Here is a 15,246-nt window from a genome sequence, read left to right on the forward strand (position 1 = left end):
CTCCAGAAATCAGTTGGAATAAGGTGAACGGTAAGGGCTGACCGGCAGTTCCATGGGGCCGGTCATGTCCTCGAACATGTAGCGCAGGTAGAGTGCGCCGCCGAACTGGCGATAGTCCCGAGCGTTATCAAGGCCCAGGTTGGCCCCCAGAAACAGCCTGGAATTGAGCTTGTACTCACCCGCCGCGCTCAGGTTGTAGCCCAGCCCGGTTTTGCTCTGCCCTGCGTAGCGCTGGCCGGAAGCGGCTTGCAGGTTGCTGTCGTCGGGGAAGAACTCGGCGCCGTCCTGCTTGAAGTGCTGGACCCCGACCGAACTCTTGATCTGATAGCTGAAGCGCTCGGTGCGCTGCGACCACATCACCGGCACGCCAATGGCAAAGAAGCTCTGCGGGCTGAAATAGCCACCGTGGCCGTAGGTGAAGTAACTCTGGTCGTTGGCGTAGCTCATGCCCATCACGCTGAGGCCGGCGGTCAGCTTGCTGTCCTCGGCATTGCGCAGGTACCAGTAAACGCCTGCGCCCACTTCGCCGCGGGTGTTGGATTTCACGTTGGTGCCGACCAGTTTGTGCCAGGAGCCGTAGCCATAGCCGCCGATCGTCTGATCGTCGTAACTGATCTGACCACGCCCGCCGTTGGCCGTGACGCCGCCCCAGGAGAGGCCGCTGCGCGCGTCAGTGGAACCGGCAAACGAGGTCACGCTGTCGGTGACCGGGCGCCGCGACACGTTCAGGCCGTAACGCAGATCGGGGTTGTCACCCAGCGGGCGGTCGACGCTCGCGCCCCCCGCGACCGTGCTGTATTTGAAGCCCATCGGCGTCGTACCGATGTCAGCCTTGAGGCCTTCCTCGGGGCGTTCGAACGCCACTGCCAGACCGACACCCTTATCGTTTTGCGAGCCCGCAGCGCCGTTGGTACCGCCGCCGAAGCGGGAACCCGAGCCGGACTTTACGCTGCCAGCATTCAACGACACCGGCGTGACGCGCACGGCAATCCGGTTGTCACCGGCCGGAACATTGATTTCAAGCGGGGCTTCGACCACCGTGAGCTTGCTCAGGCCGGATTCGCTGTTGTTGCTGCGCACGGTCAGCCCTTGGGTGACGAAGCCGCTGCGCCGCTCCAGAATGCGATTAAGCGCCTGCTGCGCGCTACTGGCCTGGTCGCGATCGGCGGTTGCGAGAAACGGATTATCACGCACGCTCTGTGTTTGCCCGGCCGGCAGCGGTTGTTGAGCGGCCACCTGACCGGGATAAGCCGTATCGCGCAGCGCGCCGGTTTCGGCCGGCGCGCCACCGCCGAGTGTCATCTGGGCAGGAGCCGGAATCGCCGACACGGCCGCCAGGCGTGAGCCCGAGGCCGCGAACGGGTTGGCTGCCGCGTGGGTGGATGTGCCAGCCTGCGCCAGCGCACGCTGCTTTTCGTTCTGTTCGATGGCCACGGCTTTGCGCAGCAGCTCGGTCGCGGCTGCGGTCTGCCCCATGCTCTGGTAGATTCGCGCAGCTTCGGTCAGGGTCTGCGGGTCGTTACGCTCCAGCGTACGAAGCTGGCCCAACGCTTTTTCGGCGAATGCGTAATCATGGGCCTTTACCGCTGCATCGGCCGCGCCCAGCAGCACTTGCGGATCATTGGGCTGGCGCTGCAACAACGGTTTGTACAGTTCGAACGCTCTGCCATGTTCCCCCTTGGCGGTGTACATCCGGGCGAAGGCAGACACTGCCTGAATGTCGTCCGGACGCTGTGCCAACGCGGGTGCCAGTGTGTTGTAGGCGCCTGCCAGATCGCCACCTTCACGCAGCAGATCGGCCTGGCGAATGCGGTATCGATACAGCACGTCATCGAAACGCTTGCGGGTCGCTACGCCCATCGGCTGGCCCTGCACATTGCGCAGGATCGCATTGACCTGCACGTCATCGCCCGCGGCGAGCAGCAGACCGGCGTATTGCAGCATCAGGTCTGCCGACGGCGCAGGGGCCTGGGCAATGGCGGTGCGAGCCATATCCCGGCCACGCTCCGTTTCACCCGCATCCACGTAAGCGCTGGCCAGCGTGAGTTGACGCTCCGGGCTGTTGCTGGCAACCGGCTGCAGACGATCAAGCAGCGCCAGCGCTTCCTGACGCTGCCCGCGGCGGGCGATACCGATGGCCAGATTGATCTGCACCGTCATGGTGATCTCGTCAGCCAGCGCCCTCATGTCCGGCGTTCGCTGATCCACGGGAATGCGCGCAAAAGTCGCCTGTGCGTCCTGCCACCGGCCCATTTCCACCGAAAGCAATGCGCTGGTGTAGAGCGCATCGATATTGTTGGGCTGGGCCTTGAGCAATTCGTCGATCAGCGCACGGGCCTTGGGCGCCTCATCGGTCTTGAGGTACAGACGCGCCAGGTCGAAGCGGGTCCAGACATTGTCCGGATCATTCTTCACGGCCTCTTTCAAGGCAGCCTGGGCGGCGCGGACATCACCGCGCTGCTCGGCCAGCCGCGCCACTTGGGTGGAACGCAGCGCCTTGAAGCGGTCGCTGTTGCCCAGTGTTGCCTGTTCGGCAGGCGACAAGGTGTCGAGCATACGCAGCGCTTCATCAGCCTGACCGCTCTGCGCCAACACGTTGATGAGGCCGCGCACGGCTTGCGGGTTACCGCGCCGGGTGGCCAGCACCTGACGGTAGCCGGCCAGCGCTGCGTCGAGTTGACCGGCCTGGGCCTGCAGATCGGCCTGGGTCAAACGCACATCGATACTGTCGGGGTTCTGCCGCTGGGCCTGAGCCAGCAATTCCTGAGCCTTGCCGGTCTGTCCCTTGGCCTGCAGATCGCGGGCCTGTTGCAACGAGGCCCAGAGCTGCACGCTCTCTAACGCGCTTTTCCAGCGCGCACCGCCCGGCTGGCGAGTGGCGCGGGCCAGCAGTTGCTCGGCTTCCGACAGTCGATTCTGTTGCTGACGCACCACGCCCAGGCCGCCCAATGCATCGGCATCGTCCGACTTGATTTTCAGGCGCGCGACAAAAGCGTCCTCGGCTGCCGCATGATCATTCTTTTCCAGCGCCCTAAGCCCGCGCGCCACCAGTGAGTCCTGCTGCCAGCCGGAGGCTGCGCTGTCCGCTGTCTGCTGGCGCCCCTTGTTCAGCTGATCCCGAATTTCCTGATCATCGGGATGGACCTTTAGAAACGCGTCGAACAGCGGCCACTGCGCCGCCGTGGGCGGGCCGGTCCAGACCAGCGCCATGCGCCAGCTCTGATCGGCGTCACCAGCGATGTCCGGATGAGTGCTCAAGCGCGCCAATGCGGCGATACCTTCGGCGCGACTGTCTTCGCGACGCGCCAGGTGCTTGGCAAAAAACAGCGCCAGGATCGAGTCGTCCGGGTTCTGCCGCATCAGGCGCTCAAAGCCTTTGCGCGCCTCGGGCCAGTCTGCGTTGTTAAAGCCCAGGTTGGTGTAATACTCGCGCCCCACACTGCCTTCGGGCAAACGGCCGTTGAACAGCTTGCGAAATACGCCGGTCGCCTTGTCGCGCTCACCGGCATCGGCCAGGCGTCGGGCCTCATCGAGCAGCGCCTGATTCTGCGGCTGGCTCAGGGCAATGTCCTGCTCCAGCTGCACGGCTTGCCAAGGCAACGGCGACAGTGATTTCAGCCGAGCCAGATAGGTCTGTGCCTGTTGCGGTGTGTTCTGTCTGACGCCGATCAAGCCCATGCCATACAAGGCTTGTATTTGATCGGGATCGATCTGCAGTACTTTCTGCCAGATCTCGGTGGCGCGAGCAGCGTTCGAGCGAGCCTGCCAGTATTGGCCCTGCTCGATGAGCTGCGCCTCCACAGCATTGTCTTGAGCATGAGCGACGCTGGCTGCGATAGCGGCAACCAGTCCGATGACTAACGTATGGCGGCGCGCGGGCATGACGTCTCCCAGGACAATGTGAGGGTTCCGTCTTCACGGAACTGATAGCGTTTTTCGACCCAGCCCAACGCAAACAGGCTGAGCATAAGGTTGTAATAAGCCGGTTCGGTGCGGTCTTTCGGATCGCGGGCGAGCGCCTTGCTGACACCGCTTTCAACCCGGCGCTGTTGCTGTTCCACCAGCCAGGTCTGGCCCTTGGCCTGGAAATACGGCAGCAGCGCAGCTGAATACCCGAATGGCCCTCGGCCCTGGCTCGTGCCACTGGTCACCTGGACTTTTTCCGGCGGCACACCTTTGGAAGCGGTGCTGCTCGACATCCCGTCGAGACGGGCCAGCACGCGCGCAGCCAGCGGGTCGGAGGCAGGCGTCATGCCCGCCCAGAGGTAGACGCGAATGGCGTCGTAGCTGCCCAGTTCGCTGGTGGCCGGGTCGACCACGAACAGACCGGTTTTCGGCGAAGTGCCGCGATAACCTACCCAGTCAGCGATAAAGCCTTTCGGGCTCGACGCCTCGATCAGCTTCGCGGTGTTGTCGGCGACTTCCCGCCACGGGCCGTTGGGCACTTCCTTGCTCAGCCGCCGTAACAACGGCATGGGCAGGTAGCTGGGGTTCAGACGCCATAAGTGATCAGGCTGCGCGAAACCTTCAGGACCGGGCAGGAGCATTTTGCCCAGCCCGGGCAAGTTGACGATCAGCCTCGACTCGACGGTCTTGAGCAGCGCCAGCGCATCGTTCCGATACGCCGGGTGCTGCCAGATACGCGCGGCTTCCAGCAGCGCGTAAATGATCCACAGGTCGGCATCCGAGGCTGAGTTGGCATCCTGAAGTTTCCAGTTGCCATCCTCGCCCTGCCCCCATAGCCAGCCCGGCAATCGGGTCTTGGGCTCGGCGCCCATCATGTTCGCGACCGTCCACGTCCAAAGCTTGTCGAAACGCGCGCGGTCATTGGCCACCAGGGCGAACAGCATGCCGTAGGACTGGCCTTCGGAGGTGCTGTGGTTGGCTTGCAGGCTGGATTCCAGCATGCGCCCGTCCGCCTGCACGTAACGCGTGGCATAGTCTTGCCAGAACGGCCAGGCCGGACTGTCGCACGCGGCGGCGGCCAGCGCAGGCGTCAGGGTTGCCGATGCCAGCAGACCGGTCATCCAGCCTGCGGCACGGCGCAGGTTCATTGCTAAGAACGGCATGGCTTATTCATGCTCCAGACGACGTCTGGCCAGCGAACGCAGCGTCAGGTAGGCAACTCCGGTGACCAGTACCACGCCAATGGCCAAGGCCAGCAACAGCCATAGCACGTTGCGCGACATCAGCCACTGCAGGCGCTTGAGCGGTCCAAGATCACCGACGTAGTAGGTTTGTTCGGCAACCAGCGCATCGACCGAATCGCCATGCACCACCACCAGACTGCCCTGCACCTTGTCACTGCTGCCCAGCGCCTTGGCCACATCGGTAAGACCGCCGGGCTGACCGGCAGAGATCAGCACAACGCTGCGGCCTTTCTGCAACGGTGATTCGAAACCGGCCAGGAATGTACTGTGTGCGTCGCTGGAAAAGGCCATTTTGACCTTGGCACGGCGCTGGTTTTCATCCGGGTCCGGACTCATCCAGTCACGCAGGCGGAAAGAAAGATCGGAAAGCTCGAAGCCCTGATGCTGCCCATTGCCGGAGGCTGGCAAGCGATCGGCCCATTGCTTGAGCAACGGCTGATCAGTGCCTGAGGACATGACCAGAATGTCCTTGTCGGCGGCAGTGGAAATCTGCGCAGCCTGAATCACTGCAACGCCGGTCGCCGGATACCCGGTCGACTCACCGAAACGCCCCAGCACATTCAGGTAAGCACTGATGTCTGCCGCGCTTGGCTTGTCAGCCAGCACAACGGCGGTCTGCGACAGGTCTGCCATGCGGGTAAACGGAAAACCCGAATCCTTGAACACGCCCAGGTTCGGCATCGCCATGAAGTGGTCGTAGCCGCTGAAATCCAGCGTCGATTCCGGGTCGATACTGCCACGCATGTTATCGATGATGATGTCGCCGCATTCGCCCTGCTTGAGGTAATCGAACATGTAGCGCAGTTGCAGGCGAGATTGCAGGGCCACGGAGTTGAGCGGCAGATACACGCGCGCTTCACGGCTGACCGAGTCATTGCCACCGGTGAGGCGGGACAGAATCGAATTGCTCAGGTTATCAATGGACGGCAGCGGCTCGGCCTTGATCAGGGTGTCGTTGAGGCTGACCATGATCGACGAGTTGTTGGAACGCTCCTGTGGCGTGTAGCGGTATTTGAGTTTCAGCGGCACGCCATCTTCGCGCCAGCTGAACAGATCAGGCGGCAGGTTCAACGGTATGGTGATATCGCCGGGATCGTAGCCGGAGACATTCAGTTTGTTGGCAGGCATCAGTTCGCCGAGCTTGATCGGTCGATCACTGGGCAACCAGTTCGGCGCGTCGTAGGGCTTGCGTGGCTGGAGCATGTCGACACGCTCGATCAGTGCGCTGCTGCCGACCAGGCTTTGCCCGCCGACCACCAGTGCATTGACCGCGCGTTTGAGCTCGGCCGAATTGCGCCCGGTAATGACCAGCAGTTTGCCGTTCGGGTCATTGGGGTGGGTCACCATTGTCAGGCTCGGGCCCTTGGGGGCTGGCATCGTGAGCGCACCGAGTTGCAGCGGCCCGTCGCCCGTGAGCAGTACCAACGCGTTGCCTTTGGCCGGCAGCTCATTGAAATGCGCCGGGAAGCTGGCCATGCGCGAGCGGGTCTTGGCTGCACCGATCCAGGAGGCCAGCGCACCCGCCGCTTCCAGCGTGGCGTTGTCGGGAGCAGCGCCCATCACCACCGGCAGGCTCACGTCACGGTCATCACGACGGTCGAAAAACGGCAGCGGCAGAATCGACAGATCGTTCGGTAATGCGAAGGGCGTAACGCGTATATCCAGACGCGTTTCGTTGTTGATTCGTGCCCAGAGACTGGAGTGCTTCGGGTCTTCGCAGCTCATCGTATAGTGACCGATGAACTGCAGGCTCAGGCGGTTGAACTCGGTGATCATTTGCGGAGGAAGCTCGATCACCTGGGTCTGCGGCTTGCCCGCGCCGTCCTTGGGCAGCGGCAGGGTCGCGGCCACTTCGTCGTTGATCATGACATTGATCTGCGACAGATCTGACAGCAGCGACGGTGAATAGCTGTAGCTCAGGGTCAGGCTTGCGCCGGTCACCACCTGATCGGCACGCACGTTGAAGTTGACGCTGTCGGTGGCGTCGACGCCGCGCAGGTTCATCGGGTAATTGCGCCCCAATTGCTGCAGCGTCACGCTGTAACCGTCAGTTGTGGCTGCCGTTGGAGCAGCTGCTGCAACACCACCCGTGGAGAGAACGGACAACGCACAGGCCAGCAGCGCCCATGAGCGGCGAACGGCGAACCGCTCGGCACCGAGAAAATACCGTTTAGTCATGACTATTCAATCCATCAGTTTGCGGGAGGTGGGGAAGGTCTTTTGCGTGTTGGCAATAAACGGCTGAAATCCTTGCGGGTTGCCTTGAGCAACTCGATGACGCCGCGGACACCGATATGGCTGACTTCGCGCAGCGCAGCCAGGGGTGAATCCGGTTTGCCATGCCCCCAGGTCGACGCCCAGGTGTCGGCACGACCGAATGTCAGACGTACCAGTTCGCTTTGCTGTCGCAGCGACAAATCACCGAAATGAGTGCCCAGGTAGCCATCGCGGCAGAACATCACCGTGGCCGGGAACTCATTGACCTGAGCGCCGCGATACAGCGACACGGTGATGCTGTCGCCAGCGTCGATGCCCGAGCCAGCAGGCAATAGCAGGCCAAGACCGGTCTGCGAAAAATCCTGGGTCACGGCGTTGAACATCACACCATCGGCACGGGTGACCCGAATCGGCAGTTTTGCCTGCACCCGCGGTTCAGTGCGCACCTGGCGAATCTCGCTGGCGACAGCAATGGCGGCGCTGGTGATGATGATGTTGTAGAGCGTCCAGGCCATGTTGATCACGATGGTCAGGGTGATCGCATCATTGTTCCAGCCCAACTGGTACAGGCTGTAGATGCCGAGTACAAAAACCACCGCGTTCAGCGTCAGCAACACGATATAAGGCCGTGCCAGCGCCCAGTCGAAAAACGTTTCTTCGACCACACCGCCCTTGTCGGTGACGTTGAAACCGCCGAATTTCGGGTTGATCATCGCCATCAGCACCGGGCCCATGATGTACCAGGCCAGCACCGCCTCGTAGACCTCGTTCCAGAACGAATGCCGGAAGCGGCCCTGTATCTTCGAGTTGGTCAGGCTGGCGTGCGCCAGGTGTGGCAGCACATAGGCGGTAATCATCAGCGCCGATGCGTGCATGACTTCGGCACCAAACAGCAGGTAAGCCAGCGGCGCGGTGAGGAACACCAGACGCGGCAGGCCATAGAAAAAGTGCAGCATGGCGTTGGCGTAGCACAGCCGCTGGCCGAGCGACAGGCCCTTGCCGAGCAGCGGGTTGTCGGTGCGAAAGATCTGCGCCATGCCCCGCGCCCAGCGAATGCGCTGAGCCACATGGCGCGACAGACTTTCGGTGGCCAGACCTGCCGCCTGCGGGATCGCCAGATAGGCCGTGTTGTAACCCGCACGGTTGAGCTTGAGCGCGGTGTGCGCGTCTTCGGTCACGGTTTCGGTGGCAACGCCGCCGATTTCCAGCAACGAGGAGCGACGCAGCACCGCACAGGAACCACAGAAGAACGTCGCGTTCCACAGGTCATTGCCATCCTGCAGCAAGCCGTAAAACAGTTCACCTTCGTTGGGCACAGTGCGGAACGTGTCGAGGTTCTTTTCAAACGCGTCCGGCGAAAAGAAAAAGTGCGGCGTCTGTAACATCGCCAGCTTCGCATCCTTGAGAAACCAGCCCATGGCAACTTGCAGAAAAGAACGGGTCGGAACGTGATCGGCATCGAACATGGCGATGTATTCGCCGTCGGTGCTCTTGAGCGCTTCGTTGAGGTTGCCGGCCTTGGCATGATGATTATTGTCGCGCGTCAGGTAGCCCACCCCGATCTGCTCGCAGAACTCACGGAAGTCTTCGCGACGGCCATCATCAAGCACATAGACCCGAAGTTTGTCCCTCGGCCAGTCGATGGACTGTGCAGCAAAAATGGTCAGCTTCACGATACTCAGCGCTTCGTTGTACGACGGGATGAACACATCCACGGTCGGCCACTGGCTGGAATCGCTCGGCATGATGACCGGCTTGCGGTGCAGCGGCCAGGCTGTCTGTACATAACCCAGTACGATCACGATCAGCGTATAGAACTCGGCAACGATCAGCCCGTAACCCAGCAGGCTGTCCAGCCAGTTCTCGAAATCCAGAGTCGACGTCAGGCGCCAGTACATGTAACGAAACGAGGCCAGCAGCGACAGCGTCACCAGTGCCAGCACCGACAAACGTCCAGGTATCTTGCGAATCAACAGCATTGCGGCAAAGCATGCCAAGGCAAAAAAGCACTGCGCGGTAAGGTCCAGTGGCGCGGTGACGACCAGCAGCATCAGCAGTAAACCGACCACAATCGAGGTGATTTTCAGAACCCGGCGCAAGGTCTTCGACAGGCTGCCGAACCAGCCCAGCAAAGCATTCAGCCACGACGGTGTGCGCGTCCGGGGTGCGGACGCGTCGAGCGACAGGTTGGTCATGACAATTGAGTCTCTTCTACTTCCTGAGCCAGCAGTCGGGCAATCAGTACATGACTCATCACGCGCAGATCCTGAGTACCCGGTGAGGCGCTTGGCACCTGAACCGGGTTATGGCCGTAAGCCAGCGCTTCTGAAAGCGCATCGTCCTTGCGTATGACGCCCAGCAGGCGTTTGCCCAGGCGCCGCTTCAGCACGTCATGCATGTCGCAACTGAACGTGCGTGAGGCATCGAACTGATTGATGACGTAGTGACAAACTGGCGGTTGCGGGCGAGCCAGCACCGGTGCGAGCCAGCCCTGCAGTTGATCCAGCGTCAGGTAACACGCCGCATCGGCGGTCAGCACTGCCAGCACCTGGTCGGCGGCATTCAATGCCTGTTGGAGCATTTGCAGATCGCCGCACGGCACGTCAAGAATCACCACATCACGCGCATTCAACTGCATGCGGGCGATCTGGCGAACCAGCCAGTTCGTGTCGTTTTCCTGAAAGCGCTGAAGAGCGTGGCGCTCATCCGGCTGCAACGAGCCATAGGGCAGCACCTGCGTGTCGGCAGACCCGCTCAGCAACAGCGCGCGCCAGTTTTCAGCGCAGAGACTGGCCTCACCAGAGCCTGCTATATCCGGGCTGGCGTTGAGGTGATGCTGCAAGGCGTCCTGCGGGTCGAGGTCGATCGCCAGTGTCTGTCCGCCGGGGATTCTGACCAGGCTGGCCAGTGCCGCACTCAGGGTACTTTTACCGACCCCGCCCTTGGCGGATATCACCGCGATGACATGCGCCGGAGTCCTTGATGGCTGATCCTTGCCCATCGATTGAACCAGCGCTTCGTTATTGCGTGCCAGCGCTTGAATCTGTCGCGCCGTGGCGGCCTCGGCGAGCAGACTCGCCAGTGGACCCGATGCCGTACGTTTGGCCACCAGACTCAAGGCCGGATCAGACTGAGCAGGCAGCTCAGTACGAGGCGATTCAAGATTCGGTTGAAGAGTCACGCTGTGCAGCGCGACAGGGGCCTTACCGGAAGCCAACGATTCCTGGTAATCCAGGCTGTTGTCCATTTCCAGATAACCTTCAGAGCTTGCGCCAAATTGTCGAAACAAATTAGCCACATCGTCAGTTCGGTTCATCCTCTACGACCTCAGATAGGGGCCGCAAGGCACGGTCCGTGTGAAAAAGCATTAACACTAATGTGTAGTATCACTTTGATACTGTCAATAAATTGATATATGTTGATTGAACTTTCTCGATGAGCGGTATTTTACTCGAAAAGATGCCATTTAATTGGCGATCGAAAACGGTGAGTTCAGTCGTTTTGAGTGAGAAAGGGGGCTAAAGCGACATCCTGCAGATAGTTGGCTATGCATCTATCCAGACGGTATTGCCGCCTATCTGCGAGGAAATTGACCGGATTCGGTCAATGACTGGTTTGGTTCGGCGCGGCCTCCGTGGTTTGAGGTAATGCCATGCCCTTGGGCCACAACAGCCAGATATTGCCCTTCTGCTTCATATCTCCGGCCAGCCTGCCGGCTTCGTCGCCGGTGCCCCAGAACAGATCGGCGCGTACTTCACCGGCAATCGCACCACCGGTGTCCTGAGCCGCAACCGGACGCACCACGCTGCTGCCGTCCGGCCGCGTGGTGGACAGCCAGAGCAGGCTGCCCAGCGGAATCACCTTGCGGTCGATGGCAACGCTGTAACCTGGTGTGAGCGGCACGTTGAGCGAGCCGCGCGGGCCTTCATTGCTGTCAGGGTTGCGGGCAAAAAACACGTAGCTCGGGTTGCTGGCCAGCAGCTCGCTGACTCGCTCCGGATGCGCCTTGGCCCAAGCGGCAATGCTGCCCATGGTCACGTCTTCCTTCTTCAACTCGCCCTGCTCCACCAGCCAGCGGCCAATGGCGCGATACGGACGACCGTTCTGATCGGCGTAGCCCAGGCGCAATTGCGAGCCGTCTTCCAGACTGACTCTTCCGGAGCCCTGAATCTGCAGGAACTGCACATCCATCGGGTCGGTCAGCCAGGCAATGACCGGCGCGTTCAACCCTTGCGCGTTGATCGTCGCAGCATCGTCGTAGGGCTTGAGCACCCGCCCTTCAAGCCGTCCACGCAGGCGCTTGCCCTTGAGCTCGGGGTAAATACTGTCCAGGTTGACGACGATCAGGTCATCCGGAATACCGTACACCGGCACGTTGGCCGTTGCCGTCTGAGTCAGGCTGCCCGGGTAGACCGGCTCGTAATAGCCCGTGATCAGGCCATCGGCACTGCCGCCATCAGCACGCAGGCTGTAGACCTGCAGTTGGCTCTGCAGAAACGTACGGATCTGCGCCGCATCAGGCGCGGCCGCGAGACTCGCCGCCGCAGCACAGGTCGGCCCCCACACTGCATCAGCCTTGAGGCGGACGCAGGCGCTGCGCCATGAGGCAAACCCTGCTTGCAGATCCACATCAGAGACCGCTGGCAGTGCTTCCCAGGTGGCCTGGGTGTAAGTGGTATGCGGCGCTGACGGCGGGGCAGCCGGTTTATCGGACGTGTCACACGCAGTCAGCAAGGCGGCCAATGGCAAAGCCAGCGCCAGGCTCCGCGACCATGGTTTGAAAGAGAGCATCATCAGCAACCATCCTTTTACAGCCCGCAGCACGCGGGTGGGTAAAAGGCGTCATTGTGGCTGAAGCGGGCGCGGAGACCTAGAGGGGATGCGCCATTCGACGTGCAAGGCGCGCGGGCATCCATGCCACGCACACCAGAGCCTGAACCAGAGCCATCAGCGTCAGAAGCTACCTGAGCTGGTTGGCAAACCGTCCGACCGCACCGACCACCTGCTTGGCACCTTCCTGAATTTCAACAATCACCGCGCCCGCCTCGTTGGCCAGCACCAGACCTTGCTCTGCCTGCGCGCGACTGTTGGCCATGCCGCGCACGGCCTCATCGGCCAGCGCCTGATTCTGCTGCACGACGCTGACGATTTCTTCGGTCGCGGCGCTGGTACGACCGGCCAGCTGACGAACCTCATCAGCCACCACTGCAAAGCCTCTGCCCTGCTCGCCGGCCCGGGCGGCCTCGATGGCCGCGTTGAGCGCGAGCAGGTTGGTCTGCTGAGCGATACCGCCAATGGTTTGCACGATGGAGTTGATCAGTAAGGACTGTTTGCCCAACGCTTCGATCCCGGACGCTGCCGACTGCATCTCTTCGGAGATCTTGCGCATGGTATCGACAGTATTCTGCACAACATCGGCCCCGCGCTGAGCGCTGATGTCGGTCTGTTGGGATATTTCGAAAGCCACGCTGGCTGCCTGGCTGACTTCATCTTCGCGGGCCACCTGATCGGTGACCAGCGTGGCAAACTTGACGACCTTGTAGAGATTGCCCTGGGCGTCATGTACCGGGTTGTAGGTCGCCTCCAGCCACACCTCGCGACCATTGCTGTCGATACGCTTGAACCGGCCGGCGACAAACTCGCCACGGTTGAGCGTGGCCCAAAAATCACGGTACGGCGTTTGTGATGTTTCCTGCGGATCGCAGAACAGGCTGTGATGCTTGCCTTTGATCTGCGTCAGGTTGTAACCCATGCCGCGCAGAAATTGCTCGTTGGCCGTCAGTACATGCCCGCTCAGATCGAACTCGATCACCGCACTCGAGCGCAACAATGCCTGAATGAAGGCGGAATTCTCGGCAGCGGTTTCGACGGTCTGGGTGATATCCGATCCGTAGCATTGCAGATGCGCAAGCTTGCCCTGCTCATCCAGAACCGGCTGCCACATGGCGCGAATCCAGACCAGACTGCCGTTGGCGTGCAGAAAACGGTATCTATCGATGACCGACTCGCCATTCTGCACCGCAGACTTGAGGTCTCGGTAACAATCGAGCTGTCTGACGTAGCTCGGAACCAACTGGTCAAGGTCACGGCCCAGGACCTGTTCGAGCGTATAACCCAGCGCATGAAGGAAGTTTTCATTGGCGTGGGAAATACGGTTGCTGGCATCCAGCGTCAACGACAGCATTCGCGCGTCGATGCCTTTTTGCATCTGCCGGTACATAAATAACTCGGCCTGTTGTGCCTGTAATTCCTTTTTCAAGCGAGTATTGAACATGGCTGCACCGATGGTGGGTTGTACGTATATATCGGCATAAGCGTAGACGTAGCGCAGGTATTTCGTCGGAATATGACGGATGAAATTTAAAAAACCTGCCCGAGTCCGGCAGACGGCAAGCCAGTAGCGCCAGGTGACCTGCGAGCCTGTACGGATACCGCTTGTCGATATGGCAAGTTACCCCTTTGCAGATTGATAGCACTAAGACATCATCCTCAATGTCCTAATGGACTCGATGTGAATGCCCCGGTGCAACATGCTCGCTTCTGCCCTTGATCGTCCCAGACTTGAAGATTCGAAGACCCTCGCCGAGGTAGAGCAGATGATTGCTTCAGGTGTGGGCGGGCTGCGTTTCGGCCAGGATCTGGAACGACGTTATGAAGCGGACACCCACCAGCAGCGTGTGCAGTTCATTACCGCTGTCGGGGTAGCCGGAGCGCTGGTTTACAACCTGTACCTGATCAGCGACTGGCTGATGTTACGGGATGTATTTTTCTACGCAGCACTGAGCCGGCTATGCCTGATCACACCGATGTTCATCGTGATGCTCTTGCTCGCACCACGCATTAAATCTCGCAGGGTTCTGGAAACGACAGCCGCGATCGGCACGGTCATAGCATCGCTGATGCCGCTGATCGTGATGATCAACAGCAACAGCCCGTATCAGCTTCATTACCAGTTGGGGATGCTGCTGCTCATGGTCTACTGCACCATGATCCAGCAGCTCCCGGTCCGTTACGCGACAGTCGCCATACTGTGCATGCTGACCATTCAACTGGTAACGACCTATACAGCCGGCTTTGCAGACTTTCTGACCTGGCAGGCCAATGCGGTGCTGTTTGTCTCAACCGCAGCCCTGCTGTTGATGGCCTCCTACTTTCTGGAACGCGGCAGCCGCCTGAGTTACCTGTTCGCGTTGCGCGGTCGTCTGCTGCAAGCGCAATTGGTAGAAATGGCGCGTATCGACGCGCTGACTCAATTGTTCAACAGGCGTTATCAGGACGAGGTCATCACTTCATTCTGGGAACGCGCGCGGGACACGCCGACCAACGTGGCGATGATCCTGCTGGATATCGACCATTTCAAATCCTACAACGACAGTTATGGCCATCCTCAAGGTGATACTTGCCTGAAGCTACTGTGCGAAGTCATTCGCCAGAAAACCCGGGAAAACGACGCCGTAGCGTTTCGCTTCGGCGGCGAAGAAGTGCTGATATTGATGAATGCCGATGCCCGCCAGGCAAGGAAATTGACCGAGACGCTGCAAGCCTCGGTCGCAGCCCTCAAACTCCCGCACCCGGTACTGGGCGAAGGCGCACTCGTCACCATCAGCCTTGGCGTAGCCTGCGCAATAGCACCTGATACTTCGCCCGAGAGCCTGATAAGCGCTGCAGATAACGCTCTGTACGCGGCCAAGCACGCCGGACGCAACTGCGCCTGTTTCTCGCGCAATGACGCGTTTGAGTGTCAGGTATAGCGAGCCGCCAAGATAAAAGGTATTTGCCTACAGCGGTGTCAGAACAGTCCGAACTATCATGCCGAGACCAGCTGGTATTGTCTCTGTGCGCTCCATTTTGTCAGGCCAAACGATGCGTTGTGCACGCC

Annotated in this window: 8 protein-coding genes; 1 reads left to right on the plus strand and 7 read right to left on the minus strand. The window is 60.6% G+C overall.

Annotated features, from left to right (window positions below; all coding sequences use genetic code 11):
• Positions 1-9: 9 nt before the first annotated feature.
• From I9H07_RS19530 to I9H07_RS19560, 7 genes are all read right to left on the minus strand, one after another.
• On the minus strand, positions 10-3,882 hold the full coding sequence (locus I9H07_RS19530; RefSeq protein WP_236427152.1) for a cellulose biosynthesis protein BcsC: 3,873 nt from the start codon (positions 3,880-3,882) through the stop codon (positions 10-12).
• Entirely contained in the window at positions 3,858-5,069 is a 1,212-nt protein-coding gene (gene bcsZ, locus I9H07_RS19535) for a cellulose synthase complex periplasmic endoglucanase BcsZ (RefSeq protein WP_024672660.1), read from the minus strand. Before bcsZ ends, I9H07_RS19530 begins: the two co-directional genes overlap by 25 nt.
• 3 nt (positions 5,070-5,072) lie before the next feature.
• Positions 5,073-7,328, minus strand: coding sequence for a cellulose biosynthesis cyclic di-GMP-binding regulatory protein BcsB (gene bcsB / locus I9H07_RS19540; protein WP_236425265.1), 2,256 nt, complete (start codon positions 7,326-7,328; stop codon positions 5,073-5,075).
• Positions 7,329-7,342: 14 nt separating this feature from the next.
• On the minus strand, positions 7,343-9,562 hold the full coding sequence (gene bcsA / locus I9H07_RS19545) for a UDP-forming cellulose synthase catalytic subunit (protein ID WP_236425266.1): 2,220 nt from the start codon (positions 9,560-9,562) through the stop codon (positions 7,343-7,345).
• On the minus strand, positions 9,559-10,683 hold the full coding sequence (bcsQ, locus tag I9H07_RS19550) for a cellulose biosynthesis protein BcsQ (RefSeq protein WP_024672663.1): 1,125 nt from the start codon (positions 10,681-10,683) through the stop codon (positions 9,559-9,561). Before bcsQ ends, bcsA begins: the two co-directional genes overlap by 4 nt.
• A gap of 287 nt (positions 10,684-10,970) precedes the next feature.
• On the minus strand, positions 10,971-12,161 hold the full coding sequence (gene mltA / locus I9H07_RS19555) for a murein transglycosylase A (RefSeq protein ID WP_024672664.1): 1,191 nt from the start codon (positions 12,159-12,161) through the stop codon (positions 10,971-10,973).
• A 166-nt stretch (positions 12,162-12,327) separates the two neighbouring features.
• Positions 12,328-13,641, minus strand: a complete 1,314-nt coding sequence (locus I9H07_RS19560) for a methyl-accepting chemotaxis protein (RefSeq protein ID WP_024672665.1) — start codon at positions 13,639-13,641, stop codon at positions 12,328-12,330.
• Between the two features lie 256 nt (positions 13,642-13,897).
• On the opposite strand from I9H07_RS19560, the gene I9H07_RS19565 reads away from it, so the two are divergent.
• Positions 13,898-15,118 carry a GGDEF domain-containing protein gene (locus I9H07_RS19565; protein ID WP_236425267.1) on the plus strand — a complete coding sequence of 407 codons (1,221 nt, stop codon included), beginning with the start codon at positions 13,898-13,900 and terminating at the stop codon, positions 15,116-15,118.
• The last annotated feature ends 128 nt before the right edge of the window (positions 15,119-15,246 follow it).

Origin of the sequence: Pseudomonas syringae (assembly GCF_023278085.1) — a bacterium.
Lineage (GTDB): Bacteria > Pseudomonadota > Gammaproteobacteria > Pseudomonadales > Pseudomonadaceae > Aquipseudomonas > Aquipseudomonas syringae_Q.

Bases quoted from the DNA above. Each gene is read 5' to 3' on its own strand.
- I9H07_RS19560 (WP_024672665.1), bottom strand. From the start codon at position 13,641: ATGTTCAATACTCGCTTGAAAAAGGAATTACAGGCACAACAGGCCGAG.
- bcsA (WP_236425266.1), bottom strand. From the start codon at position 9,562: ATGACCAACCTGTCGCTCGACGCGTCCGCACCCCGGACGCGCACACCG.
- bcsB (WP_236425265.1), bottom strand. From the start codon at position 7,328: ATGACTAAACGGTATTTTCTCGGTGCCGAGCGGTTCGCCGTTCGCCGC.
- mltA (WP_024672664.1), bottom strand. From the start codon at position 12,161: ATGATGCTCTCTTTCAAACCATGGTCGCGGAGCCTGGCGCTGGCTTTG.
- I9H07_RS19565 (WP_236425267.1), top strand. From the start codon at position 13,898: ATGCTCGCTTCTGCCCTTGATCGTCCCAGACTTGAAGATTCGAAGACC.
- I9H07_RS19530 (WP_236427152.1), bottom strand. From the start codon at position 3,882: ATGCCCGCGCGCCGCCATACGTTAGTCATCGGACTGGTTGCCGCTATC.
- bcsQ (WP_024672663.1), bottom strand. From the start codon at position 10,683: ATGAACCGAACTGACGATGTGGCTAATTTGTTTCGACAATTTGGCGCA.
- bcsZ (WP_024672660.1), bottom strand. From the start codon at position 5,069: ATGCCGTTCTTAGCAATGAACCTGCGCCGTGCCGCAGGCTGGATGACC.